The sequence below is a fragment of the Vibrio sp. OPT41 genome (assembly GCF_015163595.1).
Lineage (GTDB): Bacteria > Pseudomonadota > Gammaproteobacteria > Enterobacterales > Vibrionaceae > Vibrio > Vibrio alginolyticus.
The window spans coordinates 268,030-291,665 of record NZ_JADDYH010000016.1; the positions used below are offsets into that span (position 1 = coordinate 268,030).

The window sequence follows — 23,636 nt, forward strand, 5'->3', positions numbered from 1 at the left end:
CATTCAAGCTTTCAGCATATTGAAATAACGTTCACTTACGATCTTCCTTTTCTGCCATATCGGCTAATCGTTTTAAACGCTCTTGAATTTTCGGTGGCGCCATGTCGGCAATCGTCATTAATGACTTTGCTGCAGATTCGGTTAGTGGTGGACGCTTAGGTCTGTCGTCTTGTTGAAAGCGGTTTCGATATAGTGAAGGATTGATCCTCACTTCAACGCTCATCAGCTTGGCAAAGCCTTGAGTACGAAGTTTATTTAGGATCATGAGGCGATCGTAATCGATCTTCATTTTGATCGCGGCACTAGAGACATCGATCAATAGATGGCCGTTACGAACATTCGCTACTCGGCAATGATCGGCCGTCCCCGTGGGTAAGACCTCTTGCAAAGCTTGGTTAAGCTGTAAGATTTCTCCAGCATGTTCTTGAATCTGCTTGAACTGTGACTCAGCAATAACATCTTCAGTCGAGGTTGGACGGTGATCACGCATAGGTAAAATCTAATTTTGTTGAGATATAGCTATTCTAGAGCAGCTTTCTATCAAGGTATAGTTTACATTAACGTCTTTAGCTTCAGTTTTACAATGTAGCAAGGTAAAAAGCAAAGTTTGCTCTGGATGGATTACACATATTGCGGTATGCAATATCGGCTAATCAGTCACCACTTTAAGTAAAAACTTCAGAGTGCTTCAAACAAATACGTCTATTTATGGTTGTATCGATTAAAAATCCTTACACTAAGCCACATTGTTTCAAAACTTAGCCTTGAAATATGGATGTTTGAACTCAATATCTTTGATAAATGATTTATCTCAGTATTCTTAGTTCCAAACTGGCAGAGACTGAAGGCATTATGAGTAGATCGGGAACGGTCTGAATAAAGAGAGATTCACGAAAAATGATAACTAAGCTACTGACAAAAGTGATTGGCAGTCGCAACGACCGAACACTGCGCCGCCTTAGAAAAATTGTAAAAGAAATTAATAACTATGAGCCAACATTCGAGGCTCTAAGTGACGAAGAGTTAAAAGCAAAGACGGTTGAATTCCGTGAGCGCCTAGATAAGGGTGAAACTCTTGATAAACTACTTCCAGAAGCTTTTGCTACGGTTCGTGAAGCATCTAAGCGTGTCTACGGTATGCGCCACTTCGACGTCCAGCTTATCGGTGGTATGGTTCTAAATGCGGGTCAAATCGCTGAAATGCGTACGGGTGAAGGTAAAACGCTGACGGCAACGCTTCCTGCTTACCTAAATGCCCTAGCTGGTAAAGGCGTTCATATTGTAACAGTGAACGATTATCTAGCTAAACGTGATGCAGAGACAAACCGCCCTCTATTTGAATTTTTAGGTATGACTGTTGGCGTAAACGTGCCAAACATGCCTCCTCAAGAGAAAAAAGAAGCGTACCAAGCTGACATCTTGTACGGAACGAACAATGAATTTGGTTTTGACTACCTTCGTGACAATATGGCTTTCCGTAGCGAAGATCGCGTACAACGTGAACGCTTCTTTGCAGTTGTCGATGAGGTGGACTCAATCCTAATTGATGAAGCTCGTACCCCTTTAATCATTTCTGGTCCTGCTGAAGATAGCTCTGAGCTATACACCCGAATCAACCTTTTGATCCCGTATCTTAAAAAGCAAGACAAAGAAGACTCTGAAGAATATCGTGGTGATGGTCACTACACTGTTGATGAGAAATCAAAGCAAGTATACCTCACAGAAACGGGCCAAGAGTACGTTGAAGAACTGTTGGTGAAAAATGGTCTTATGGAAGAGGGTGACACACTTTACTCTCCGACTAACATCAGCATGTTACATCACGTGAATGCCGCTTTGCGTGCTCATGTGTTGTTTGAGCGCAACGTTGATTACATCGTGACTGACGAAGGTGAAGTAGTAATTGTTGATGAACATACTGGTCGTACAATGCCAGGTCGTCGTTGGTCTGAAGGTCTTCACCAAGCAGTAGAAGCGAAAGAAGGCGTTAAGATTCAAAACGAAAACCAAACTTTGGCTTCGATTACCTTCCAGAACTACTTCCGCTTATACGAAAAACTGTCTGGTATGACAGGTACTGCGGATACTGAAGCGTTTGAGTTCCAATCTATTTATGGCTTGGAAACGGTGGTTATCCCAACCAACAAACCAATGATTCGTAACGATATGCCGGATGTGGTGTACCGTACCGAAGCTGAGAAGTTTGCTGCAATCATTGAAGATATCAAAGAGCGCGTTGCGAAAGGTCAGCCAACATTGGTTGGTACAGTATCGATTGAAAAATCAGAACTTCTTTCTAACGCATTGAAGAAAGCGAAGATCAAACACAACGTATTGAATGCGAAATTCCATGAAAAGGAAGCGGAAATTGTTGCTGAAGCGGGTATGCCTGGTGCGGTAACTATCGCGACCAACATGGCCGGTCGTGGTACGGACATTGTGCTTGGCGGTAGTTGGCAATCAAAAGTGGAAGCTTTGGAGAACCCAACTCAAGAACAAATCGATGTGATTAAAGCAGAGTGGAAAGTGGTACATGATCAAGTACTAGATGCTGGTGGTCTACACATCATTGGTACTGAGCGCCACGAATCTCGCCGTATTGATAACCAGCTACGTGGTCGTTCTGGTCGTCAAGGAGATGCGGGTTCATCTCGCTTCTACCTATCTATGGAAGACTCTTTGTTACGTATTTTCACTTCTGATCGTATGGCGAGCCTTATCCAAAGTGGTATGGAAGAAGGTGAAGCAATTGAATCGAAAATGCTTTCTCGCTCAATTGAAAAAGCACAGCGTAAAGTGGAAGGTCGTAACTTTGATATCCGTAAGCAGCTACTAGAATACGATGATGTGGCGAACGATCAGCGTAAGGTTGTCTACGAGCTGCGCGACGAATTGATGAACGTTGAAGACATCAGCGGTATGATCGAGCAAAACCGTGAAGATGTGCTAACAGCGGTTGTTGATGAGTACATCCCGCCACAATCACTAGAAGATATGTGGGACGTTGAAGGTCTGCAAGAGCGCCTGAAAGCAGACTTCGATCTTGATGCGCCAGTGAAGCAATGGCTTGAAGAAGACGATAAGCTTTACGAAGAGGCGCTACGCGAGAAGATCATCAATCTAGCCGTTGAAGTGTATAAAGAGAAAGAGGAAGTGGTGGGTGCGCAAGTGCTTCGTAACTTCGAGAAATCGGTTATGCTTCAAACTCTGGATACGCTTTGGAAAGAGCACTTGGCAGCAATGGATCACTTGCGTCAGGGTATTCACTTACGCGGCTATGCGCAGAAGAACCCGAAACAGGAATACAAGCGTGAATCGTTTGAACTGTTTGAAGGTCTACTAGAAGCGCTGAAAACTGATGTGATTACTGTTCTATCTCGCGTTCGAGTCCAGCAACAAGAAGAAGTTGAACGTATGGAAGAGCAACGTCGTGCGCAAGCTGAAGAGGCCGCTCGTCGTGCTCAAGCGCAACACGCAGCAGCACAAAACCCTCTTTCTGAAGGTGAAGAATCTGAAGAAGGTTCAAGTCAGCCAATGGTACGTGATGAACGTAAAGTAGGTCGCAATGAGCCTTGCCCTTGTGGTAGTGGTAAGAAGTATAAACAGTGCCACGGCAAGATCGACTAACGTATTAGTCAGATAATTTTTTAAAGAGTCGCCTAGGCGGCTCTTTTTTTAAGCAAATTCTGTGGCTGTCGAATTTCATAAGTTTTGATAGCATCGGATAGTTTTAGAGATGCAAAGACCGTTGAAGTGTAACGGCTTGAGAGTTAGGAACCCCTATGAAAAGAATTCACATAGTCGCGGCTATTATTTTTAACCAAGACAAATCAAAAATTTTTATTACAAAGCGTCCAGACGACAAGCATAAAGGCGGGTTTTGGGAGTTTCCCGGCGGGAAAGTCGAGTCAGGAGAAAGTATTGAACATGCTCTAGCAAGAGAACTTGAAGAAGAAGTAGGAATTGAAGTTACTGAGCAAGCCCTTTTCGAGCATTTGGAATATGACTATCCAGACAAATCACTTAAGTTTGATTTTATTACGGTATCTAAGTTCAGTAATGAGCCTTACGGCCGAGAAGGTCAAGAAGGTCGCTGGGTTGAGATAAGAGAATTGGGTAACTATGCCTTTCCTGAAGCGAACGTGCCTATCTTGGAGCGTGTCGTAAAAGAGTTCGCTTAAGCCTGATGAACTTGCTTGTGGTAACCACGGTATGTTGTTAGTTTAAACAGATTAAGCGAAACGAGAGAACGAGAGCAAACCTCGTTATCCAGAGAAGGAGAGAAAGCGCAATGGTTCGTATTGCAATCGCAGGAGCAGCAGGCCGAATGGGCCGTAATTTGGTTAAAGCTTCACACCTTAACCCAGAGGCGACAGTGAGCGCGGGATCAGAACGACCTGAGTCCTCACTTGTCGGTGTCGATATCGGTGAACTTTGTGGTGAAGGCAAATTCGATGTGTTCTTAACGGATGATCTTGCTAAAGACGTCGATAATTTTGATGTAATCATCGATTTTACTGCCCCAGTAAGTACGTTGGCGAATCTTGAACTGTGTAAGAAGCATGGAAAGAGTATTGTGATTGGGACGACTGGTTTCAGTGATGCAGAGCGTGAACTAATTGACGAAGCCGCTAAGCAAGTGCCTGTTGTCATGGCTCCTAACTACTCTGTTGGTGTGAACCTAGTATTTAAGCTTCTTGAGAAAGCAGCCAAAGTGATGGGCGACTACTGTGATGTTGAGATTGTCGAAGCACATCATCGTCATAAAGTTGATGCTCCTTCTGGTACCGCTATCGGGATGGGCGAAGCCATTGCTGGTGCGATGGGCAACAAGCTGAATGATGTAGCTGTCTATGCGCGAGAAGGTATCACAGGTGAACGTACTAAAGATGAGATCGGCTTTGCTACAATTCGCGCTGGCGATATTGTCGGTGAGCACACAGCCATGTTTGCTGATATTGGGGAACGAGTGGAGATAACGCACAAAGCGACCGATCGTATGACGTTTGCTAATGGCGCCGTCAAGGCCGCTGTTTGGTTGAGTGCCAAACCAGCGGGCTTTTATACCATGACAGATGTTTTGGGATTGAATGAACTCTAAATACATAATTATTCGCCGGCGGTAGCCGGCTTTTTTATATCTATAGAATTATTTGTAAATGAAATGATTCTAACAGAAAGTATTTTGGTGCTTACTTTTGTTGTTGTTTTAGTTGTTTTGTGGGTGTTTTTGGTTTTAATGTCTAAAAACTAATATCTTTTTTGTTGAGTGAACGTTTGCGTGAAAAACTCATACTTTTTTGTGATCTCTAAAAAGTTCAAATTTGTAAAATTCATTAAACCTCTATGCCTCTCTATGTAATAGCATGTAAAAGTTATCTTTTTGGGCCTTACTGATTCAAAATGACCTTACTCGCTAGAAATTAATCATTTATTTTTGATTGTAGGTTGACAGGTTTCGAGTCCAACTTTAGAATACCGCCAATTTGTCTGAAATACCTATTTATGTAGATTTTATAGGTAAAGGAAGGCATGTTTGCAGTTTGATTTATTTTTTTTGCATTTTTATTCTGGAGGTTGTCTTGGGTAAATTAGCACTGTTGGTCCTAGAAGATGGGACAGTGTTCCGCGGAGTGTCCATAGGGGCAGATGGTCTTTCCGTTGGTGAAGTCGTTTTTAATACCTCGATGACGGGGTATCAAGAAATCCTCACTGATCCTTCCTATTCTCAGCAAATCGTCACTCTCACTTATCCTCACATTGGCAATACCGGAACCACTTCCGAAGATGAAGAATCCTCTTCCATTCATGCACAAGGCCTTGTGATTCGCGATCTTCCTCTAATCGCTTCTAACTTCCGTAACGAACAATCCCTCTCTGATTATCTTAAGTCTCAAAATATCGTTGGCATCGCTAATATCGATACTCGTAAGCTCACTCGTATCCTGCGTGAAAAAGGTGCTCAAAACGGCTGTATTGTTGCGGGCAACAACCTAGACGAAGCTTTGGCACTAGCGAAAGCAAAAGAATTCCCAGGCTTAAAAGGAATGGACCTTGCGAAAGAAGTTACAACAAAAGAAGCGTATCAATGGAAGCAAGGTTCGTGGACGCTTGAAGGTGGACTTCCAGAGGCGAAAGATGACAGCGAGCTGCCATACCACGTTGTCGCTTACGACTTTGGCGCAAAACGCAACATCTTACGAATGTTGGTTGACCGCGGCTGCCGCTTAACGGTTGTACCTGCAGAAACGTCAGCGGAAGAAGTTCTGGCACTAAATCCAGATGGCGTATTCTTATCGAACGGCCCTGGTGACCCAGAACCATGTACTTACGCGATTGAAGCAACCAAAGTGTTCCTAGAAAAAGGCTTGCCAATTTTTGGTATTTGTCTAGGTCACCAAATTCTGGCGCTAGCATCAGGTGCGCAAACGGTGAAAATGAAGTTTGGTCACCACGGTGCAAACCACCCAGTAAAAGATTTAGAGCGTAACGTTGTGATGATCACTTCGCAAAACCACGGCTTTGCGGCAGATGAAGCAACATTACCGGAAAACTTACGTGCTACTCACGTATCGCTATTTGATGGCTCTTTGCAAGGTATCCACCGCACAGACAAGCCAGCATTTAGCTTCCAAGGTCACCCAGAAGCGAGCCCAGGTCCACATGACGCGGCACCGCTATTTGACCACTTTATCGAACTAATCAAAAAACACAGCGCTTAATTCGGAGTAGTAGATAATGCCAAAACGTACTGACATTCAAAGTATTCTAATTCTTGGTGCTGGTCCGATTGTTATCGGTCAGGCATGTGAGTTTGACTACTCTGGCGCACAAGCGTGTAAAGCTCTTCGCGAAGAAGGCTACCGAGTTATCCTGGTTAACTCTAACCCAGCAACCATCATGACTGACCCAGAGATGGCAGATGCGACTTACATTGAGCCGATTCAGTGGGAAGTTGTACGCAAGATCATCGAGAAAGAACGTCCTGATGCAGTTCTGCCAACTATGGGTGGTCAGACAGCACTTAACTGTGCGTTAGATTTAGAGAAGCACGGCGTTCTCGCAGAGTTTGGCGTAGAGATGATTGGTGCAACGGCTGATGCAATCGACAAAGCGGAAGACCGTTCTCGTTTTGATAAAGCGATGAAGTCTATCGGCCTTGAGTGTCCTCGCGCAGATACAGCGAAGAGCATGGAAGAAGCTTACAAAGTTTTAGATATGGTTGGCTTCCCTTGTATCATTCGTCCATCGTTCACCATGGGTGGCACTGGTGGTGGTATCGCGTACAACAAAGAAGAGTTCGAAGAAATCTGTCGTCGCGGTCTGGACTTATCTCCGACCAACGAACTTCTTATCGATGAGTCACTCATCGGTTGGAAAGAGTACGAAATGGAAGTCGTTCGTGACAAAGCGGACAACTGTATCATCGTATGTTCAATCGAGAACTTTGACCCAATGGGCATCCATACGGGTGACTCAATCACGGTTGCTCCAGCACAAACACTGACTGACAAAGAATACCAGCTTATGCGTAATGCATCGCTAGCCGTTCTACGTGAGATTGGTGTTGAAACAGGTGGTTCAAACGTACAGTTTGGTATCAACCCGAAAGATGGTCGTATGGTCATCATCGAGATGAACCCGCGTGTATCTCGCTCTTCTGCGCTAGCATCAAAAGCAACAGGCTTCCCAATCGCGAAAATTGCAGCGAAACTGGCTGTTGGCTTTACGCTAGACGAACTACAAAACGACATCACAGGTGGTGCAACACCTGCGTCATTTGAACCAACTATCGACTACGTCGTAACTAAGATCCCTCGCTTTAACTTCGAGAAATTTGCTGGTGCAAACGATCGTCTGACAACTCAGATGAAATCGGTTGGTGAGGTAATGGCGATTGGTCGTAACCAACAAGAATCTCTTCACAAAGCACTGCGTGGCCTAGAAGTTGGCGCAACTGGTTTTGATGAGATGGTCGATCTGGAAGCGCCAGATGCACTGACTAAGATTCGTCACGAACTTAAAGAAGCAGGTGCAGAGCGTATCTGGTACATCGCCGATGCATTCCGAGCGGGTATGTCAGTCGACGGTGTGTTCAACTTGACTCAAATCGACCGCTGGTTCCTGGTTCAAATCGAAGAAATTGTAAAACTCGAAGAACAAGTCAAGGCGGGCGGCTACGCAGGTTTGACCAAAGAAGTGCTTCGTCAGATGAAACGCAAAGGCTTCTCTGATGCTCGCTTGTCTAAATTGCTTGGTGTCGCTGAAAGTGAAATTCGCCGTGCTCGTGAGCAGTTTGATATTCATCCGGTTTACAAACGTGTGGATACATGTGCAGCAGAGTTTTCTTCTGACACGGCTTACATGTACTCATCTTACGATGAAGAATGTGAAGCAAACCCAACAGACAAAGATAAGATCATGGTTCTTGGTGGCGGTCCAAACCGTATCGGCCAAGGTATCGAATTCGATTACTGTTGTGTTCATGCATCACTTGCGCTGCGTGAAGACGGTTACGAAACCATTATGGTTAACTGTAACCCAGAAACGGTATCTACTGACTACGATACGTCTGATCGTCTGTACTTCGAGCCAGTAACTCTGGAAGATGTACTGTCTATCGCTCGCGTTGAAAAACCAAAAGGTGTGATTGTTCAGTACGGTGGTCAAACGCCACTTAAACTGGCTCGTGCTCTAGAAGCGGCTGGTGTGCCAATCATTGGTACTAGCCCAGATGCTATCGACCGTGCGGAAGACCGTGAACGCTTCCAAGCCGCTGTTGACCGTTTAGGTCTACTTCAGCCAGAAAACGCGACAGTAACAACGATGGAGCAAGCGGTTGAGAAATCGAAAGAAATTGGCTTCCCATTAGTTGTTCGTCCATCTTATGTACTCGGTGGTCGTGCGATGGAAATCGTATACGACGAGCAAGACCTGCGTCGCTACTTCAACGAAGCAGTAAGCGTATCGAACGAGTCTCCAGTTCTGCTAGACCGTTTCTTGGATGATGCAACCGAAGTTGATATTGATGCTATCTGTGACGGTGAACGCGTCGTTATCGGCGGTATCATGGAGCACATCGAACAAGCGGGTGTTCACTCTGGTGACTCTGCATGTTCACTGCCTGCGTACACGCTAAGTCAGGAAATTCAAGACAAGATGCGTGAGCAAGTTGAGAAGTTAGCATTCGAACTCGGTGTACGCGGTTTGATGAACACGCAGTTTGCTGTGAAAGATAACGACGTTTATCTAATTGAAGTGAACCCTCGTGCTGCTCGTACGGTACCATTCGTATCGAAAGCGACAGGCGCTCCTCTAGCGAAAATCGCTGCACGTGTAATGGCGGGTCAATCTCTAGAGTCACAAGGCTTTACTAAAGAGATTATCCCTCCTTACTACTCAGTGAAAGAAGTGGTTCTGCCGTTCAACAAATTCCCTGGTGTTGACCCTCTATTGGGCCCTGAAATGCGCTCAACAGGTGAAGTAATGGGTGTGGGTGCAACGTTCGCAGAAGCTTACGCTAAAGCAGAGCTAGGTTGTGGTGCGGTTTATCCTGAAGGTGGTCGTGCGCTACTGTCTGTACGTGAAGGTGATAAAGAGCGTGTTGTTGACCTAGCTTCTAAGTTAGTGAAACTGGGTTACCAGTTGGATGCGACACACGGTACTGCTGTAATTCTGGGCGAAGCGGGTATTAACCCACGTTTGGTAAACAAAGTACACGAAGGTCGTCCACACATTCTTGACCGCATCAAGAACAACGAATACACCTACATCGTAAACACGGCTGCTGGTCGTCAAGCGATTGAAGATTCGAAAGTTCTACGACGTGGTGCACTGGCAGAAAAAGTGAACTACACAACGACACTGAATGCAGCGTTCGCTACATGTATGTCTCATACTGCAGACGCAAAAGCGTCAGTAACTTCGGTTCAAGAGTTACACGCTAAAGTGAAAGCGAGCCTAGACGCGTAACAGATAAAAATCAGTAAGCTCATTAATCAGGGCTTACATGACAACCTCATTGCCCGCTCATTTGAGCGGGCTTTTTTATATCGAGGTTTTTCTAAAATGAAGAGCATTAAAGTGTGCTAGGAACGATTGGTATGCTTCGCTTTTGAAGATCATCAAGCTAATGATGGCAAGCGATGTACCCAAAGATGAAGAAATAGTACTACCACTTGCTGCAACAAAATTAATGCTGTAGGACTGAGGTATTAAGCCGACCATAACTCTTTAAGCAGATAGGTAATTAGAAAAAGTTAAAATAAGCAGTGTCGAGCTTAAAAACATACTAACTATGGAGTGCTTCGATAGGTTCTTTTTTCTAAGACTAAGTTATAAGTTGATTCTTCAGTATCAAGAGAGTATCCGTTACTTTTTGCAAAAACATCTGCTGCTAGTAGCGAGGGATAAAGAAGAAAAAAACTAGTTACCGATATAGTTAGGAATATCTTACTAGAGCTTTTAAACTCACTTTTAGTTAGGAAATTATTTGATTTTAATGTTTTTACGGACATTCTAGAGCATTCAAATAAGATCAAACTAGAGCCTATAATCAAAATATCAGCCTGATCAAAAGATGAATAACTTTCATTATTATAGATGTTAAGATAAAAGTCTGACAATCCATCAAAACCATATATTAACAGTGATATTGCTGATGCTAATAAAATTATTAAATAAAAAAACACTTGCGTTCGGTCGTAACTCCCTTTTTTCATCGTAACAAACCTCGCTGTATTTCTTGCGAGAAAATCATACTTTGAGTTTTACGTTGAATCTCATTATATTCTTCTTTTGCTCTTCTCTTTGCTTCTATATCTCTTTGCTTTAAGTAAATATCTATAGAGGCTATTAACTTCTGTGTTAAACCTCGTTTATCATTTTCTCTATTCAATAAAAGACCTACAGCCGAGCTTATCAAAATAGCCCCTAATAATGGGCCAGCACTTAAAGTTACAACACTGCCACCCACTGCTGCGGCAAAGTTTACAAATATAGCTGCTGCAGCTGACGATAGCCCGATAGTGATTATATCACTAGCTAAAGTACCAAATAGTTTGGCTAAGGTTTGACGGTCATTGAGGAAAAAGTCAATCACTCTGTATGTGGATATTAAGATAATTGTTATTATGCCCCCACTTCTAATGGATTGTAATGCCCCTTCTGGTCCAACAGCGAACTTTGCCACAGTTGGAGTGGGAAGAAATTTTCCTAATCCAGAAAGCTTTGAGTGCATAGCAGGGGAGCCTGTGAGTATGATATGTGGAGCTCCAGAATAATTTTTAACGATAACAGAGCTATTATTTCCGTACAAATAGTTTGATAAGTTGGTTATAAAAACTAAGTCCTGTCCTGTAGCATAATAGTTTGCTGTATTTTCAAACATTCCCTTTATCTTTTCCCAACGTTCTAATTTCGCTTTATCTTTTACATTGTTCTTGACAACGATATCGAAGCTCTCGATAGATAAGATAATGGTTTCTTGATTTCGATGTTGATGATTTGATTTATAAAGTGGGTAGGTGCTTATACTACCACTATTTTTTGAGGATTGATGTCGTGATAAAGGGTAGTTGCTAGTCATGTATTTTCCTCAGATATCGGGCCTTGAGCGCTGACAATGTAAACTCTACATGCTGAACAGATCTTTCATACTCGTCTAGTTTTATATTTAAAGGTAAGCGTTTGATCTCATTATCAGGAATAGATTTGTGACAGTGATTCAATTCTTTCTGACAACTAAATTTTATGTAAAAGTTTGGAGTCAAGTTTAAGCATTAATTCTATGAAAATTAGGAATAGATTGGTGTCTTGACTTTCCATTGGTAGTTTTGTGAATAAGTGCTACCGTTTCTTCCTCTTTGATACCTCTTCAAAAAGGAAGTGTAGTGGAAATCACGGTTGAGATTTTGTTGGCCTTATTTTTGGTTGCGACTGCCGCAGGCTTTATTGATGCGATGGCTGGTGGGGGAGGGCTCATTACGCTCCCTGCGCTTTTGGCTGCGGGGTTGAGTCCGACTCAAGCTCTAGCAACCAATAAGTTACAAAGTTCGTTTGGCAGTTTCTCTGCTAGCTGGTATTTCGTGCGTAACGGTATTGTCAGCTTAAAGGAAATGCGTTTTGCGATACTCTGCACTTTTATAGGTGCTGCAATCGGTGCCGAGGCTGTGCAGTTTATTGATGCTAGCGTACTCACCAGTTTGATCCCTGTTCTTTTGATAGCCATTTCCCTCTATTTTTTACTCGCGCCAAGTACGCGAAAAATCGATGGAGAACCAAAGTTATCTGAAGCGATGTTTGCGCTATGCATTGGTGCTGGGATCGGCTTCTATGATGGCTTTTTTGGCCCTGGGACTGGATCTATTTTTACTGTTTGTTTTGTTGCACTAGGTCACTTTTCTTTGGTCGAAGCCACAGCTAGAACCAAAATCCTCAATTTCACGTCAAACATAGCGGCACTACTCTTTTTTATCTTAGCTGGGTTGCCAGTGTGGAAGCTTGGCTTAACTATGGCTGTTGGCGGTTTTCTTGGTGCTCAGTTAGGGGCGAAGGTCGTGGTAAGTAAAGGGCAAAAATGGATTCGTCCTCTAGTTATAGTAATGTCGATGCTCATGGCAACGAAACTTCTTTGGCAACAACATCAGCAATGGATTCTGTCAGTGCTTTAACTCGTTCGCTACGATATGTGCTGTGACGTAAGCAGATATGTATTGGTCGAACTAACTGATCTAGCTCTTCAAAGTCATAGCAGAACTTAGATGTGATATTAAGTGTCGTTAGGATAGATTTAGGGATTAAAGCGGGAGCCATACCTCCCAAAGCCAGTTGTGCTGCCGCAGTATACGAATCCATTTCCATCAAAGGTTCGATTCCGTGTATGGATAAAATAGCTTGTTGATATGTGTTGGCAGGGTTAGTTAGGTCATTGGTCAAAATAGCTTTAGGTAGTTGTGAAAGTGAATGTCGACTGACAATTGAGAAAGGTTCATCGGCGAGGTGAAGGCTCATTAATCCATGATGAGGTGGTAGATAGCCAGCGCAAAATCCCAATGTTGCTTTGCCTGATTTCACATTCTCAATAATGCGTGGCGTATGATTGGTCGATATTCGTATGTACTGATCATGGGCAAAGTGTTCTGCCATGATCATGCTGAGGTATCCAGCGACTAAGGTTTCAGAGCAGTCTATCTTGATCAAAGAAGTATCTTCTATTTGTTGTTGATCGTAGATTTTTCCTCTTAACTCATTGAACGTTGGCTCGATCGTGTTGATGAGCGCAAGGCCATCGGAGGTCAGCTTTATGTGCCGACCATTTGGCTCTATCAATTTTTTTCCTAACTTCTTCTCTAGATTTGAAATACGTTTACTCACGGCAGACTGACTAATATAGAGTTGACTGCCCGTGCGGCTCATGGTTTTTTCTTTACTGAGGACAAGTAACGTTTCAATACCTTCAAGCAACATAATGATTAATGAAAGTTAGGAATGGTTGAGATAATTTAGCGAATTGCCCAAGAATTGGCGAATCAAATGAGCATAAATGAGAGGAGCCGACACTTGGTCGACTCCATGATGAGTGATGTTGTTGGTGTTTAACGGTTAATGGCGAAAGTTGGCAGGGATAGATGCCAACGAATCGCACCGAGACGTATAATGAGCGTTGAGATTACACCAGCGAGTAAAGCCGTTGAGTGGTCATAACCCATGTTTACCGCCATCGTATGGAAGATGCCGCCAATAATACATGCCGTAGCATAGACTTCACTTCTTAATACCATAGGAACTTCGCGAGCCAGCACGTCTCGTATAATGCCACCGCCACAGCCAGTAATAACCCCCATTATCACCGCGACCATCCCAGAAGCATTGTAGGCGAGTGCCTTTTCTACTCCTATTCCTACAAATACAGCGAGACCGATGGCATCACAAACGGGTAATACCCACCATGAGAGTCGCTTGGGTCTTCGAATAACAAGCATGGTTAGTAGACACGTAACAAATATCACCCATAAGTAAGTCGTATCTGTTATCCAAAATACGGGAGTGGCACCAAGCGCCATGTCTCGGATTGTTCCGCCACCTATAGCAGTCACACTGCCGAGCACGATAACGCCGAATGGATCCATTTTTAAACGGCCCGCCAGTAATACGCCAGAGATAGCGAAAACAGCGGTACCGAACAAATCGATCATATAAAGCAGCATGGAGTCCATGTTACTTAGTACCTTTAAATAGTGTGAGAAAAAATGGGCGGAAATTGTACGGTATTTGCCACGAAATCGTTAGCGTTTTTGACGAACGCTTTTAAAGTGCTCACACACTTCCTTGATCGCGTTCAATGTGCGTGGTGTGGGACGGTTAATCCAATCAGAGTTTAGGGACCAGATGTGTTTGTTTTTAAGAGCAAGAAGCTCATTACTCCACTCAGCCCACATACCATCGTTACTCATTGCGTGACGAGAAGTAAAAATAACCTCTGGCTGGCGAGTAATGACTTGCTCGATGCTAACTTGAGGATAAGGCGCGCTAGATGCGGCGAAAATGTTCTCACCACCGCAAAAAGTAAAGACTTCACTTGGCCAGTTCTTTCCGGCGACAGTGATGATAGGCTTTTCACTCAACTGATAAAAGTAACTAACTTTCTCGTTCGTGTTGTACTGTTCTTTTAGTGTACTCAGTTGCGTTCTAAAATCTTCAGCGGCCTTTTTTCCTACTTGTGGAGTTTCGCTGTATTGGCTGAGTTGCTCGATATTATTGGCGATATCTTCTAATGAACCTGTAGTGGAGTAATAGATAGGAATACCGAACTGTTTAATTTTCTCCAACTCTTTAGCAGGGTTTCCGGCTGGCCAAGCAATCACTAAGTCCGGCTGAAGAGCAATAATGCGCTCTAATTTAATTCCTTGATAATTTGAGACTCTTTCTAGCTGCTTTGCCTGTTCTGGATAATCGCTCATTTCGCTGACAGCAACAAGCTGCTCTCCTAGCCCTGCTGCAAAGGCAATTTCGGTGGCATGTGGAGCTAAACTTATAATGCGTTGAGCGGGTTGAGCGAAGGTCGCTGTCGAAACAAACAGCGTTAATGCGAAGCATAATTTATTCATCATAATCCTTGATAAATTATTCCTAAAAGCAAACTTTGGATTGCGATCCAAGCCAGGACGCGCCAAACGAGCAGCGTATGTATTTGTGAAAGGTGAATAGCCGATGGCGCAATGCGCCCACCGATTTTTGCGCGCTCTGCACGCACACCTTGATAGATAGCAGGGCCGCATAAAGACAGTTGTAGTTTGTGTCCGATAGTACATAACACCCAGCTAGGTCCTGGTAAGGGCCAAGACTTCGCTTGCTGTTGTATTCCAGAGAGCACATTACTTGTATTCTTTCCGGCAGCTAAAAGTATGGCAAAGAGACGAAGTGGAATAATATCCAGAGTAGCAACCAGTTGAATCACAGGTTTACCAAAGGGCAAATATTGGCGTCGGCTAGGGGACCACACTCGCGCTAATTCTGTTGTGAGTCGATACATTAACGCACCAATACCACCTGTTAGTGCGTACCAAAATAGCACGCCGATCACGTTGCGGCTGTATCCCATAATCAGGGTTTCTGAGCCAGCTTTACCTATGCCAACGATCGAGAGGTTACCAGTATCGCGATTAAGATATGGTCTCAGTAATGCTCGACACTGAGCTTTGTCTTCCGAAGAGATACTTGTGATGAGCTGTTTCGTTAACGTTTCGCTGTTACGCCAGTCTAGCGCAATGATCAATAGAACCAGTTCATATAAAGGGATTTGCCAAACAAATGGCTTTACTGCAATCAGTAATATCAAGCAAGGAAACAGCATCAAGCCTAATGCAAGACTGCCTGAGATTACACTCTGTGAGTAATTGTGATTATTGTTCACTTTGTTAGCTAGCTGCTCTGCTAGCTTTCGCCATAAAGTGATGGGGTGCGCTGAATGGGGGATTGGCACTAAAAGGTGCAAGATCAGTGCACCCCACATAATGAGGAGCGCACCGTTGGCATAAAATGACTGAAAAACTTCTTCCATGAATGAGTCGTTTACTTAATGAGTTCCAGCATTTTGAATACCATTTCGGAAGAGCTTTTTGCTGCTAGAAGCAGGAACTCATCAAAGCTCATTGGTGATTCTTTATCAGCGACATCAGAGATTGCACGCACAACAACAAACGGTGTGTTGAATTGGTGACAAGTTTGAGCGATAGCAGATGCTTCCATTTCTACAGCGATAACTGACGGGAAGTGTTTACGAATAAACTCTTGACGCTCAGCAGTACAAACAAACGCATCGCCAGTACAAATTAGGCCGCGAACCGCATGAGTGTTTTCCATTTGTGCTAGGGCTTTTTCGGCTAAGTCCATTAGCTTGTCATCCGCTTTGAATGCAGCTGGTTGACCGGCCATTTGGCCAATCTCATAACCAAAAGCGGTTACGTCTGCATCATGATGACGAACTTCTGTAGAGATAACTACATCGCCAAGGTTTAAGCTTGAATCGAAACCGCCAGCAGAGCCTGTGTTAATCACAACGTCTGGTTGGTATTCATCAAGAAGGATTGTCGTGCCCACTGCTGCTGCAACTTTACCGATGCCCGATTGTAGTACGACGACTTCGACATCGTTAATTTGACCAGAGAAAAACGTACAACCTGCTTTATTTACAGTTTTGCAGTTTGTAATTGCTTGCTTCAGGATGGTCACTTCTTGTTCCATCGCACCGATGATACCAACTTTCATAACACTCTCTTTAGGTAAATATTTTAGTTGGCCGAGAGTATAGCACTCCCCGTTGGCAGTTTTCTATTTGATGAGCTTAGCTTGAGTGAGCTTTTCTCGTAATTGATCGGCGCGCTTTCTGTTTACGCCAAAGTCAGAGTAGCCCACACGAGATTCCGAGCGCACAATCAGTTGGTCTCCTGCTATTTTTAGTTCGAGGTCATCCACGAAGCGCATGATTTTAGATGTGCACTCGATACGAAGGTAGTTGCTTTCTTTCACCGCGGTTTTCGCGCCTGGCAGTTCAAGCGCGACTTGCTCAATAGCGTCGATGTTCGCTGAATCCACTAAGATGAATGGCGTTAGGTTGTATTTTTCTCGCGTGTCTTGGGTGGAGACGCAGTTTGGTTTGTCACCACAAGGTGATTGAGAACGATCCGTCATGGTTTTGACTCCTTGGCTACAAGCGGTTAAGCCGAGCAAAGTAATGGAAAGGAGAGCGGCTTTTTTCATTGGTTTTATCCCTTATCATAGGAATTTAATTATATGTAATAAAAGAAAAAAGGATCCAATAGTAGGATCCTTTTTGAGACGTTAACAGTGATTAAACTTCGAGGTAATCGAGAATGCCTTCTGCCGCTTTTCGTCCTTCATCAATTGCGGTTACGACAAGATCAGAACCTCGTACCGCATCGCCACCCGCGAAGATCTTTTCGTTGCTGGTCTGGAACTGGAACTCTTGCTTAGCTGGGGCTTTGATACGACCCCACTGATCCAAATCGACATCAAACGGTGCTAACCAGTCCATTTTGTGCGGCTGGAAACCAAACGCCATGATAACAACGTCTGCTGGTAGAACGTGCTCGCTGCCTTCAACGGGCTCTGGGCGTCGGCGACCCGCTTCATCAGGTTCACCAAGTGCGGTTTTCACCACTTTGACCCCCGAGACTTTGCCTGACGCATCCACTTCAACTCCCAAAGGCTGAAGGTTGAACATGAACTTCACGCCTTCTTCCTTTGCGTTTTTTACCTCGCGACGAGAGCCCGGCATGTTGGCCTCATCACGACGATAAGCACAAACTACGTTGGAGGCACCTTGGCGAATTGAGGTACGAACGCAGTCCATTGCTGTATCACCACCACCCAGTACGACGACTTTCTTTCCTGCCATATCGATAAAGGGTTGGTTACTCTCAAGATCCATGACTTTGTAGGTGTTCGAAACTAAAAATGGCAGCGCGTCATACACACCCGGCGCATCTTCATTATCTAGACCTGCACGCATGTATTTATAGGTGCCAACGCCCAAGAAAACAGCATCGTATTCATCAAGCAGCTCTTGCATTTGGACATCTTTGCCTACTTCCATGTTCATGCGGAACTCGACGCCCATTTCAGTGAACACACGGCGGCGGTTTTCCATCACGCCTTTTTCAAGCTTGAAGGAAGGAATACCGAAGGTCAGAAGGCCTCCAATTTCAGGGTAGCGGTCAAACACGACTGGCTTAACGCCATTGCGCACTAGGATATCCGCGGCAGCCAAGCCAGCTGGGCCAGCTCCAATGATTGCAACCTTTTTATCGGTCCACTCCACCTTGGACATATCTGGCTTCCAGCCCATTTCAAACGCTTTGTCGGTAATGTACTTTTCTATGTTACCGATGGTGACGGCACCAAAGTCATCATTAAGCGTGCATGAACCTTCACATAGGCGGTCTTGAGGACAAACGCGCCCACATACTTCCGGTAGGCTGTTGGTTTGATGCGATAGTTCAACCGCTTCAAGAATACGACCTTCATTGGCAAGTTTTAACCATTGAGGGATGTAGTTGTGGACTGGGCATTTCCATTCACAATATGGGTTGCCACAATCTAAGCAGCGATCCGCTTGTGCAGTCGCCTGTTGTTTAGTGAACGGTTCATAGATTTCAACGAACTCGATCTTACGAACTTTGATAGGCTTTTTCGCAGGATCTACACGCTGCACATCGATAAATTGATAAACGTTCTGGCTCATGATTCAAACATCCTCCATGATTACTGTGCTTGAACACGCAGCTCTGCGGCACTGCGGCTCTGGTGACCAAGTAGCGTGCGAAGATCTGCCGCTTGTGGTTTCACCAAATAGAACTTTGGAATCCATTCATCAAAGTTCGCCAAAATATTTTCAGCATGACTCGACCCTGTTTCTTCAAGGTGTTCCGCAATTAGGCCACGCAAATGTTCTTGGTGGATGTAAAGATCGGACAATGAGATGGCTTCGACAGACTCAGTATTAACTCGACCTTCAAAGCTTTGGTTCTCATCCAGAACATAGGCAAAGCCTCCAGTCATACCCGCGCCAAAGTTCACACCTGTCGCACCAAGAATGGCAACAATACCGCCAGTCATGTACTCACAAGCGTTATCGCCAGCACCTTCAATGACGGCTATCGTACCTGAGTTTCGTACGCCGAAACGCTCACCTGCTTTACCGGCTGCAAATAGTTTACCGCCGGTCGCGCCGTACAGACAGGTGTTACCAATGATGGTTGCTTCATTACACTTAAATGCAGTGCCAAGGTGAGGTTTGATAACCACTTTACCACCCGCCATGCCTTTGCCCACGTAGTCGTTCGCATCGCCCGTGAGGTAAAGCTCTACACCACCTGCGTTCCAAACACCAAAGGACTGGCCTGCGGTGCCGTCAAGATAGATTTTGATAGGGGAAGCCGCCAATCCTTGGTTGCCATAGCGTTTTGCTATTTCGCCAGATAAGCGTGCACCAACAGAACGATCAGTGTTGATGACATTGTAGAAGAAACTTGCCGATTGACCGTTTTCGACCGCATGCATGGCATCATCAATGATCTTTTGGTTGAGCTCAGCTTTATCAAACGGTTTGTTTGGCTCTGTCCAAAATAGCGGATGACCCTCAGGTGATACTGGAGCTTCTAGAATATTGGATAGATCCAGCTTGGTCTGTTTCGCTGTAAATCCCTCTACTGCCTCAAGTAAATCGGTACGACCAATCAAGTCCGTCAGCTTTTCAACGCCAAGTTCTGCGAGTAATCCGCGCACTTCGTCTGCCAGGCCGATGAAGTAATTCATCACCATTTCTGGTAGACCTTTGAAGTATTCTTTACGCAGTGTCTCGTCTTGAGTCGCAACCCCAGTTGCACAGTTGTTGAGGTGACAAATTCGTAGGAACTTACAACCCATAGCGACCATTGGCGCAGTACCAAAACCGAAGCTTTCTCCACCTAAAATTGCGGCTTTAACTACGTCTAAACCAGTCTTTAGACCACCGTCTACCTGTAGGCGGATCTTATGACGCAGACCATTAGCTACCAGTGCTTGTTGTGTTTCTGCCAACCCCAACTCCCAAGGGCTACCAGCGTATTTTACCGAAGTTAATGGGCTTGCTGCGGTACCACCGTCGTAACCCGAAATGGTAATAAGATCAGCGTAAGCCTTGGCTACGCCCGTTGCGATGGTGCCGACACCTGGCTCGGAGACGAGTTTTACCGAAACCAGCGCATTCGGGTTGACTTGTTTAAGGTCGAAGATCAGCTGGGCCAAATCTTCAATCGAATAGATATCGTGGTGCGGAGGAGGGGAGATCAGAGTCACGCCTTGTACCGAATAACGCAGTTTTGCGATTTCAGCGGTGACTTTGTGTCCTGGTAGCTGTCCACCTTCACCCGGTTTCGCACCTTGTGCCACCTTGATTTGCAGTACATCCGCATTAGTCAGGTAATGCGGCGTTACACCAAATCGGCCAGAAGCAATCTGTTTGATACGTGAGTTACGCTCAGTACCGAAACGGCGAGGATCTTCACCGCCTTCACCCGAGTTAGAGTAACCACCAAGACGGTTCATCGCCGTTGCAAGTGCTTCATGCGCTTCTGGGCTAAGTGCGCCAATGGACATTGCCGCAGAGTCAAAGCGTTTGAACAGTTCAGTGCGTGGTTCTATTTGCTCAAGTGGCAGCGGTGAGTCTGATTTTCTCAGCGACATTAAGTCACGCAGCATGGCAACAGGGCGTTGATTTACCTGCTTAGCAAAGCTCTGATAGTCGTTACTTTCGCCAGATTTAACGGCCTGTTGCAGCGTGCCGACAACATCCGGGTTGTAAGCATGATACTCACCTCCATGGACGTACTTTAACAAGCCGCCATGATCAATCGATTTGCGTTTCGCCCATGCTTTACGAGATAAGTTTGTAAGATCTTGCTGGAAGTCGTCAAAATTCGCGCCTTCAATTCGAGTTGTGACGCCTTTAAAACACAGATCGACCACATCTTGGCTCAAGCCAACTGCTTCAAATAGTTGTGAGCAGCGGTAAGAGGCGATGGTTGAGATCCCCATTTTCGACATGATCTTGTACAGGCCTTTGTTGATGCCGTATTGGTAGTTTTGCATCACATCGCGGTAGTCTTTCTCTAGAGCTTTATCATCAATCAGTTTACCTAACGCTTCATAAGCAAGGTATGGGTAAACCGCAGTGGCACCAAAACCAAGCAAGACGGCAAATTGGTGTGGATCACGGGCTGTTGCGGTTTCGACAACAATGTTGGCATCGCAACGTAAGTTCGCGTCAATCAGACGAGTTTGAACGGCGCCGACTGCCATTGCTGCCGGAATTGGCAACTTACCTTTGACCAAGGCTCTGTCCGAAAGCACCACTAAAACCGTGCCTTCACGAACGACTTGCTCTGCTTGCTCACACAGATCATTAATGGCTTGTTTAAGATCTTTTTGTTGTGGGTCGTAGTTGATATCGAGAATGGTATTACGGTAATGATCGTCACTCAGCTCTAGTAGTTGCTGCATGTCTGAATAGAGCAGTACTGGAGAATCAAAGGTTACACGATGCGCGTGGCCATCGGTTTCACAGAAGACGTTCATCTCTTGGCCGATGCTGGTCGCCAGCGACATGACGTGTTTCTCACGCAGCGGATCGATTGGTGGGTTGGTGACCTGCGCGAACTTCTGACGGAAGTAATCAGTCACCAAGCGCTCTTTCGAAGAAAGAACCGCCATCGGGGTGTCATCACCCATCGAACCGACGGCTTCTTGCCCCATATCACCGAGGACACGCAATACTTGATCGACTTCTTCATTGCTCATGGCAAACTGCTTTTGATAAGTCTTAAGCAAGTCTTCATCAAAGCTACGCTCACCTACTTGATCTTCAGGCAGCTGAGAGAACGGCGTTAGTTTGCGAACGTTGTTCTCCATCCATTCGCGATAAGGGTGACGAGATTTCAGATCATTATCGATCTCGCTAGATTGCCAAAGCTTACCTTTACGAGTGTCGATGACGAGCAATTCCCCCGGACCTACACGACCTTTTTTGGCAACTTCATCTGGGGCGTAATTCCAAATCCCTACCTCAGATGCCAGAGTGATCAGCTTGTCTTTGGTAATTACATAACGCGCAGGACGTAGACCGTTTCGGTCTAGGTTACAAGCAGCATAACGACCATCGGACAGTACGATACCTGCTGGGCCATCCCATGGTTCCATGTGTTTGGAGTTGAAATCGTAAAACGCACGCAAATCCGGATCCATATCCGGGTGGTTTTGCCATGCTGGCGGTACGAGCATACGCATGGCACGGAAGATATCCATGCCGCCAGCTAAGAAGAGATCTAGCATATTATCTAAGCTAGACGAGTCTGAGCCTGTCTCGTTCACAAACGGTGCTGCAGTTTGTAGGTCAGGCAGCAGTGGTGACGAGAACTTATAAGCACGAGCGCGTGCCCATTGTCGGTTACCTTCAATGGTATTGATCTCACCATTATGAGCAAGGTAGCGGAACGGTTGAGCTAATGGCCAACGCGGTTGAGTGTTGGTAGAAAAACGCTGGTGGAACAGACAGATAGCAGATTCCATACGTAGATCGGCAAGATCAAGATAAAAGCGCGGTAAGTCCGCAGGCATGCATAGGCCTTTGTACACCAAAACTTGAGTCGACAAGCTACAGATGTAGAAATCCGGATCTTCGGTGATTTGTTTCTCGATGCGACGGCGTGCGATGTAGAGACGACGTTCAATGTCACGCTCGCGCCAACCTGCCGGTGCAGAGATAAAGACTTGCTGAATATTTGGAAGCGAGTTGGCCGCAATTGGACCGAGTACTTCTGAATTAGTTGGTACTTCACGCCAACCAGCCACAGTTAGCGTCTCTTGCGCCAGTTCTTTGTTGACGATGTCTTTAGCGAGTTGAGCTTTGACTGGATCTTGGTTGAAGAAAATCATCCCTACGGCGTATTGCTTGCCAAGGTTGAAACCATTTTCTTCGGCAATAAGACGTAAATAGGAATCGGGCTTTTGTAATAGAAGACCACAACCATCACCAGTTTTACCATCGGCGGCGATACCACCACGGTGAGTCATGCGGTCAAGTGCAGAAATTGCTGTACGTACCAGCTTGTGGCTTTGTTCGCCTTCCATATGCGCGATCAAGCCAAATCCACAGTTGTCTTTCTCAAGACTTGGATCATAAAGAGCCATTGCAATTCTCCCTTTGCTTATCCGTCATCCCGACAGATATATCAACACTGCTTACGTTGATATCGATGACTAACTATGCGTCATCTTTATAGCTTTATGTATAATTATTCAGTAAAAGTTGTGAAATATTTAACATTTTTTGAGTGTTTTATTTTCATCAACTTCACAAGCTATAGCTTATTGTAAAAAAGGTCAAGTTATTAGTGGATCATCACGTGAATATACGATTTACCATTTAATAAGCTAAAATAGTTTAATAATTTCAAATAGATAGAAAATTGATTGTTACAAAAAAGTAACATTTGATTCTGTGGGAGATAAAAAAGACCAGCATAAAATGCTGGTCAAAATAGAAAGATTGGAAGGAATTGTTTTCTTTCTTCACCGAT

General features: G+C 44.8%; 17 protein-coding genes. 6 read left to right on the forward strand and 11 right to left on the reverse strand.

Translation table 11 applies throughout. The features are described 5' to 3' along the window. Positions 1-31 precede the first annotated feature (31 nt). Positions 32-490, reverse strand: coding sequence for a DUF721 domain-containing protein (locus IQP38_RS10055; protein ID WP_033906094.1), 459 nt, complete (start codon positions 488-490; stop codon positions 32-34). Positions 491-897: 407 nt separating this feature from the next. Between IQP38_RS10055 and secA the strand changes: the two genes are divergently transcribed. From secA to carB, 5 genes are all read left to right on the forward strand, one after another. Further along, positions 898-3,627, forward strand: coding sequence for a preprotein translocase subunit SecA (gene secA / locus IQP38_RS10060; RefSeq protein ID WP_193837549.1), 2,730 nt, complete (start codon positions 898-900; stop codon positions 3,625-3,627). Between the two features lie 155 nt (positions 3,628-3,782). Then, positions 3,783-4,181, forward strand: a complete 399-nt coding sequence (gene mutT / locus IQP38_RS10065; RefSeq protein ID WP_005387387.1) for an 8-oxo-dGTP diphosphatase MutT — start codon at positions 3,783-3,785, stop codon at positions 4,179-4,181. A 110-nt stretch (positions 4,182-4,291) separates the two neighbouring features. Then, the gene (dapB, locus tag IQP38_RS10070) at positions 4,292-5,101 is read left to right on the forward strand and encodes a 4-hydroxy-tetrahydrodipicolinate reductase (RefSeq protein WP_005381860.1); all 810 of its coding nucleotides are present in this window, start codon (positions 4,292-4,294) and stop codon (positions 5,099-5,101) included. A 481-nt stretch (positions 5,102-5,582) separates the two neighbouring features. Then, positions 5,583-6,722, forward strand: a complete 1,140-nt coding sequence (carA, locus tag IQP38_RS10075) for a glutamine-hydrolyzing carbamoyl-phosphate synthase small subunit (protein WP_017633620.1) — start codon at positions 5,583-5,585, stop codon at positions 6,720-6,722. Between the two features lie 16 nt (positions 6,723-6,738). Next, positions 6,739-9,972 (forward strand): carbamoyl-phosphate synthase large subunit, encoded by a 3,234-nt coding sequence (gene carB / locus IQP38_RS10080; protein WP_005381854.1) that lies wholly within the window; start codon positions 6,739-6,741, stop codon positions 9,970-9,972. Positions 9,973-10,295: 323 nt separating this feature from the next. Here carB and IQP38_RS10085 read toward each other — a convergent pair whose 3' ends face one another. Next, a complete protein-coding gene (locus tag IQP38_RS10085) occupies positions 10,296-10,721 on the reverse strand; it encodes a hypothetical protein (protein WP_017633621.1) in 426 nt (141 codons plus the stop codon). Next, positions 10,718-11,587, reverse strand: a complete 870-nt coding sequence (locus IQP38_RS10090) for a hypothetical protein (protein WP_017633622.1) — start codon at positions 11,585-11,587, stop codon at positions 10,718-10,720. The genes IQP38_RS10085 and IQP38_RS10090 overlap by 4 nt, the downstream gene beginning before the upstream one ends. Before the next feature lie 304 nt (positions 11,588-11,891). Here IQP38_RS10090 and IQP38_RS10095 point away from each other — a divergent pair, with 304 nt between their 5' ends. Then, positions 11,892-12,671 carry a TSUP family transporter gene (locus IQP38_RS10095; RefSeq protein ID WP_017633623.1) on the forward strand — a complete coding sequence of 260 codons (780 nt, stop codon included), beginning with the start codon at positions 11,892-11,894 and terminating at the stop codon, positions 12,669-12,671. Here the strand turns inward: IQP38_RS10095 and IQP38_RS10100 are convergent. The 8 genes from IQP38_RS10100 to gltB all read right to left on the reverse strand — a co-directional run bounded on the left by IQP38_RS10100 (position 12,613) and on the right by gltB (position 23,247). Continuing rightward, positions 12,613-13,467, reverse strand: coding sequence for a LysR family transcriptional regulator (locus IQP38_RS10100; protein WP_025998535.1), 855 nt, complete (start codon positions 13,465-13,467; stop codon positions 12,613-12,615). The two genes, IQP38_RS10095 and IQP38_RS10100, sit on opposite strands and share 59 nt — an antisense overlap. Positions 13,468-13,595: 128 nt before the next feature. Further along, a complete protein-coding gene (locus IQP38_RS10105; RefSeq protein WP_005387377.1) occupies positions 13,596-14,216 on the reverse strand; it encodes a TRIC cation channel family protein in 621 nt (206 codons plus the stop codon). A gap of 69 nt (positions 14,217-14,285) precedes the next feature. Next, positions 14,286-15,107 carry a vitamin B12 ABC transporter substrate-binding protein BtuF gene (btuF, locus tag IQP38_RS10110; RefSeq protein WP_017633625.1) on the reverse strand — a complete coding sequence of 274 codons (822 nt, stop codon included), beginning with the start codon at positions 15,105-15,107 and terminating at the stop codon, positions 14,286-14,288. Further along, the gene (locus IQP38_RS10115) at positions 15,107-16,060 is read right to left on the reverse strand and encodes a cobalamin biosynthesis family protein (RefSeq protein WP_017633626.1); all 954 of its coding nucleotides are present in this window, start codon (positions 16,058-16,060) and stop codon (positions 15,107-15,109) included. The genes btuF and IQP38_RS10115 overlap by 1 nt, the downstream gene beginning before the upstream one ends. Positions 16,061-16,071: 11 nt before the next feature. Next, positions 16,072-16,767 carry a 5'-methylthioadenosine/S-adenosylhomocysteine nucleosidase gene (gene mtnN / locus IQP38_RS10120; protein ID WP_193837550.1) on the reverse strand — a complete coding sequence of 232 codons (696 nt, stop codon included), beginning with the start codon at positions 16,765-16,767 and terminating at the stop codon, positions 16,072-16,074. Between the two features lie 63 nt (positions 16,768-16,830). Further along, positions 16,831-17,259: a DUF1499 domain-containing protein gene (locus tag IQP38_RS10125; protein WP_017633627.1), complete on the reverse strand. Its 429-nt coding sequence runs from the start codon at positions 17,257-17,259 to the stop codon at positions 16,831-16,833. 91 nt (positions 17,260-17,350) lie between these two features. Then, a complete protein-coding gene (locus IQP38_RS10130) occupies positions 17,351-18,763 on the reverse strand; it encodes an FAD-dependent oxidoreductase (protein WP_005381833.1) in 1,413 nt (470 codons plus the stop codon). Between the two features lie 20 nt (positions 18,764-18,783). Continuing rightward, the gene (gltB, locus tag IQP38_RS10135) at positions 18,784-23,247 is read right to left on the reverse strand and encodes a glutamate synthase large subunit (RefSeq protein WP_193837551.1); all 4,464 of its coding nucleotides are present in this window, start codon (positions 23,245-23,247) and stop codon (positions 18,784-18,786) included. Positions 23,248-23,636 lie beyond the last annotated feature (389 nt).

What these genes read in the sequence shown, in the direction of transcription:
- secA (WP_193837549.1), top strand. Translation starts at nt 898, where the DNA reads ATGATAACTAAGCTACTGACAAAAGTGATTGGCAGTCGCAACGACCGA.
- dapB (WP_005381860.1), top strand. Translation starts at nt 4,292, where the DNA reads ATGGTTCGTATTGCAATCGCAGGAGCAGCAGGCCGAATGGGCCGTAAT.
- IQP38_RS10090 (WP_017633622.1), bottom strand. Translation starts at nt 11,587, where the DNA reads ATGACTAGCAACTACCCTTTATCACGACATCAATCCTCAAAAAATAGT.
- IQP38_RS10085 (WP_017633621.1), bottom strand. Translation starts at nt 10,721, where the DNA reads ATGAAAAAAGGGAGTTACGACCGAACGCAAGTGTTTTTTTATTTAATA.
- mutT (WP_005387387.1), top strand. Translation starts at nt 3,783, where the DNA reads ATGAAAAGAATTCACATAGTCGCGGCTATTATTTTTAACCAAGACAAA.
- IQP38_RS10100 (WP_025998535.1), bottom strand. Translation starts at nt 13,467, where the DNA reads ATGTTGCTTGAAGGTATTGAAACGTTACTTGTCCTCAGTAAAGAAAAA.
- IQP38_RS10130 (WP_005381833.1), bottom strand. Translation starts at nt 18,763, where the DNA reads ATGAGCCAGAACGTTTATCAATTTATCGATGTGCAGCGTGTAGATCCT.
- carB (WP_005381854.1), top strand. Translation starts at nt 6,739, where the DNA reads ATGCCAAAACGTACTGACATTCAAAGTATTCTAATTCTTGGTGCTGGT.
- IQP38_RS10115 (WP_017633626.1), bottom strand. Translation starts at nt 16,060, where the DNA reads ATGGAAGAAGTTTTTCAGTCATTTTATGCCAACGGTGCGCTCCTCATT.
- IQP38_RS10125 (WP_017633627.1), bottom strand. Translation starts at nt 17,259, where the DNA reads ATGAAAAAAGCCGCTCTCCTTTCCATTACTTTGCTCGGCTTAACCGCT.
- btuF (WP_017633625.1), bottom strand. Translation starts at nt 15,107, where the DNA reads ATGAATAAATTATGCTTCGCATTAACGCTGTTTGTTTCGACAGCGACC.
- mtnN (WP_193837550.1), bottom strand. Translation starts at nt 16,767, where the DNA reads ATGAAAGTTGGTATCATCGGTGCGATGGAACAAGAAGTGACCATCCTG.
- IQP38_RS10055 (WP_033906094.1), bottom strand. Translation starts at nt 490, where the DNA reads ATGCGTGATCACCGTCCAACCTCGACTGAAGATGTTATTGCTGAGTCA.
- gltB (WP_193837551.1), bottom strand. Translation starts at nt 23,247, where the DNA reads ATGGCTCTTTATGATCCAAGTCTTGAGAAAGACAACTGTGGATTTGGC.
- IQP38_RS10105 (WP_005387377.1), bottom strand. Translation starts at nt 14,216, where the DNA reads ATGGACTCCATGCTGCTTTATATGATCGATTTGTTCGGTACCGCTGTT.